This is a genomic window from Micromonospora echinofusca, from assembly GCF_017614955.1.
GTDB classification, from domain to species: domain Bacteria; phylum Actinomycetota; class Actinomycetes; order Mycobacteriales; family Micromonosporaceae; genus Micromonospora; species Micromonospora echinofusca_A.
The window spans coordinates 1-3887 of the sequence record NZ_WVUH01000503.1; the positions used below are offsets into that span (position 1 = coordinate 1).

A 3887-nucleotide genomic window follows, 5' to 3' on the forward strand; every position below is an offset into this window, starting at 1 on the left:
GTGCGTGGGTGGGCTCGGGTTTTTGGGCGTGGGTGGCGGTGAACTGGTAGCTGGAGACGACGACGTGGGGGTCGGCCATGAGTTCGGTGAAGCGGTGCAGGTCGGTGATCGTGAGGCCGGTGTCGGTGAGGGTGTCGCGTAGGTGGTGGGCGTCCTGGGCGTAGAGGTGGCAGCCGGGTCCGCCGCCGGTCCAGGTTTCGGTGTGGGAGTGGCTGCGGACGTGGTTCATGCCTGCGTCCAGGAGCAGACCGGGGGCTTTGTCGCCCCAGTGCAGGTCGACACCGGATGCGGCGAGGGTGTCGAGGATGCCGTGCACGACGCGGGTGATGAGGGTGGCGTCGGTTTCGGTGGGGGCGCGGTAGACGACGGTGCGGGAGTAGACGATGTCGCCGAGGACGAGCCATCCGCCCGGTCGGAGCAGGATGGTCATCTGCCGCAGCAGGTTGACACGGTTGGGGAGGTGCTCGAGCAGGCAGCGGGCGGTGATGATGTCGTAGCCGCCGGGCTGCCCGGGGGCCGGGGTGGTACGCAGGTCGCCCTGGTAGACGTCGATGACGGCGGTGGGGTCCAGCAGTCGGGTGTCGATGTCGACGGCGGTGACCTTGCCGGTCGGTCCGACGAGCCCGGCGAGGTGACGGGTGATGGACCCGCCGCCGGCGCCGAGTTCGAGGGCGTGTTGGCCGGGTTTCACTCCGATCCGGGCCAGTTGCCGGTGGGTGTGCGGGTCGAGGACGTCCTGCATCAGGTGCAGCCGGCTCGTGCCGTTGCCGAGCTGGTGCCGCTGGTCGGCGGTTGTGGCCATCACGGGGTTCCTTCCCGTTGTCGTGGCGGATGGACGGTGCTGGTCGTGGCGGGTGTTCGCCGGCCAGCTGGGGCCCTGTCGTGGTCTACGCCCGAAGGCGTGCGGGTGAGGTCGTGGTGCGGACTGGCGGCGGTGATGTCGGCGACGAAGGCGTCGATCTGGGCGCGGGTGATGCCGGGCATGCAGATGATGTGGCTGGTGTCGCCGTGGGTGGCGAGCAGCCATTTCTTGCGTACCGGTTCGGGTGGGGTGGGTAGGACGACGGTGAAGGCGTGGGGGTGTCGCCAGGCGGGCCATCCGGCGGCGGTGAGTTGGTAGACGGTGTAGGCGGCGAGGGTCCGGGCTTCGCTGGCACGCCAGCGGTGGCCTTCGCGGCCGTGGGTGGCGATGGCGTGCCACAGCAGCGCGGCGGCCAGGCCGCAGCGGGATCCGGTGATCGTGCTGTCGACGGTGTCGGTGTAGGAGACGTGGCCGCCGTGGCCGCGCACACTGTCGCGGATGAGCACGACACCGCACGGGGTCGGCGCGCCGAGGAACTTGTGACCCGACACGGTGATGCTGCCGATGCCGGCGTCGTCGTCGAAGCGCAGCCGGCCGTCGAGGGCGAGGGGGATCCCGGACAGGGCCGCGTCGACGTGCAGGTGCCCCCGCACGTGGTGTTCGTCGAGGATGGCGCGGATGCGGGTGCTGTCGTCGACCGCTTCGGTGAGGGTGGTGCCGGCGGTGGCGACCACGATGGCCGGCCAGCGCCGGTGTCGGCGGACCTGCGCCGCCAAGTGCGCGTAGTCCATCTCCCCGTCCGGACGGGCGTCGACGACCACACCACGTGCGCCGAGGATCTCGACGATTTTGGGGATCGAGTAGTGGGCGGCGGTCGAGTAGTAGATCCGTGCGGTGGGATGGCGGCGGTGGGCGGCGTGCAGGGCGGACAGGTTGCCTTCGGTGCCGCCGGTGGTGACGTAACCCCACCGGTCGTCGGCCGGCATGGCCAGGATGTCGTCGACCCACGCGACGACGGCCCGCTCCAGCACCCGTGTGTGGGCTGTTCCGCCGGTATCGGCGGGGTCGCCGATGTTGTTCCACAACCGGCGGCCGAGGCGGGTCATGACCTCGGTCTGGTCGAGGTCGACAGCGCCGGGGAATCCGATGCTCGTCGCGGCGGCGGCGTCGGCGTCACGTACCAGGTGGTCAAGGACGGTGGCGACATCGATCGGCGCGTGGTGGAGGTCTGCGGCGTCGGTGAGGCTGAGGGTCGGGGTGTGGGTCATGCCGGCCGCCGGGCGAGCAGGTGAGTGGCGAGGGTGGTGTTCAGGGCGATGAGCCGCCGCCAGATCAGGCGGGTCTCGTCGTCGCCCTGCTCGGGGAGGTTGGCGTGGGGGTTGTGGTAGGTGATGCGGTCCGGGTCGAGGGTCTTGTTGCAGCGGATCCCGGTGTCGCCGAGGCGCGCGTCGGGATCACGGTCGACGTGCAGGGCGGTGCCGTCGGTCAGCAGCGCGTAGCACTGGCCCTTGAGGTTGAACGCCGACATGTAACGGTCGGCGGCAGCCGCTTGCCGTAGCGTCGCGGCGACCTGGTACCAGCGGCCCCGATCCGAGTCGAGGGTGCTGACCCCCACCCCGACATAGGTGGCGGTCGGGGGCAGGGTCATGTCTCCGCCGTTGACCATCGAACCCTCCGGTCCGAGGGGACTCCAGGCACGCCCGAGGGCGGCGATGTTGTCTACTGCCACCTCCGTCAGGTCTGCCAGCAGCCGGGGCAGATCGTCGGCTTCCGGGGACTGCGGGAATGTGCGGGTCGCGGTGTGCAGCTGATAGCCGTGCGGCTCCGCCAACGCGTCGGAGGTGAAGAACAGCATCACGGCGTGAGGGCCGACCGCGTCGCGTCGACCGAACGCATGGTCCGCCGCGATCAGGTGGCCGGTGTTGGCCCGCTTGCACCGGTACGCGATCTGCATCCGCAGGTCAGCCTGACGGCAAGCCCTCACCGACGGCCCGTCCTCCCGACGCGCCGGCCCGCTCCCCGACAAAGGTGGGCTCGTGTTCGGGGCAGGCAGTGGAGCCGCAGCGGGAGCCAGGGGTAGCTGCTGCCCGCCGGGAGCCCGGACCGTCCGGTAGCCCGGCGGCGGGACGTGGCCCGCAGCCGACCGCTGACCGGCCGGCGGCACCACCGGCGGCTGCCAGGCGGGGTCCAAGGGGTCCACACCATACGCTCCGGGTGAGGGCATGGGCGTGTGCGTTCTGGTCATCACTTCACCGCCTCAGATCGAGATGTCCATGGGATCGGGCACCGCGTGGGTTTTCGGGGTTCCACGGCCGATACCCGCGTAGACCTCCGGTCGCGACCGCCGCAGGATCACCGCCCACATCCCGCCGACCACAGCGGTGGTCGCGAGGATCAGCGGGAGCAGGAACGGATACCACGACCCCGGTACGGCACCGAGCAGCGAACCGACGTTGCCGACCATCACGGCCAACACCACCAGCCCGCCGAGCACACCCAGCACGGGCGCCAGCCGCCACCGCCACACCCCCGCACGCGGGCCCCGCACACTGGCCGGGGCCCGCAACGCCGCCACCGACGCGGCCACCAGCAGACACAACAGGCCCATCGCACCCAACGTCGACAGCCAGGTGAACACCGTCGCGACCGGGTCGGCGCCACCGACCGCGAACGCGCCCACCACCAGCACCGCCACACCGGTCTGCGCCAGCGACCCACCCCGCGGGGCGCGGACCCGCACACCGCCGCCAGCCTGCGCCAGCCCCGAAGGCAGGACCTTCTCGCGGGCCATCGCGAACACATACCGTGCGACCACCGCGTGGAACGCGAGCATCGAGGTGATCACCGCAGCGATCAGCACCAGTCCGCCAACGACACCCCACCAGACACCGAGGCGCTCCAGGACCGCGAACGGCAAACCTCCCGCCGGATCAGCGGCCACCCCCGCGACAGATTCCGGGCCGACCGCCACCCCCATCGCCCACGCCGCGACCGCGTACACCCCACCGAGTACCAGCACCCCGCCGATCGTGGCCCGGCCCACCGACCCACGGTCGACGGCCTCCTCGACGAACGACCCCGGCGC

At 71.2% G+C, this 3887-nt stretch carries 3 protein-coding genes and 1 pseudogene; all 4 read right to left on the bottom strand.

The window, feature by feature from the left end; genetic code table 11:
• The coding region (locus GSF22_RS31760) for a class I SAM-dependent methyltransferase (protein ID WP_208817602.1) at nt 1–802 on the bottom strand (802 nt) is incomplete at its 3' end.
• A complete protein-coding gene (locus tag GSF22_RS31765) occupies nt 802–2070 on the bottom strand; it encodes a histidine decarboxylase (RefSeq protein WP_208817603.1) in 1269 nt (422 codons plus the stop codon). The genes GSF22_RS31760 and GSF22_RS31765, both read right to left, overlap by 1 nt.
• Nucleotides 2067–2756, bottom strand: a complete 690-nt coding sequence (locus GSF22_RS31770) for a hypothetical protein (RefSeq protein WP_244454513.1) — start codon at nt 2754–2756, stop codon at nt 2067–2069. The genes GSF22_RS31765 and GSF22_RS31770 overlap by 4 nt, the downstream gene beginning before the upstream one ends.
• Nucleotides 2757–3059: 303 nt before the next feature.
• Nucleotides 3060–3887: pseudogene (locus GSF22_RS31775) on the bottom strand (APC family permease); the annotation flags it as partial.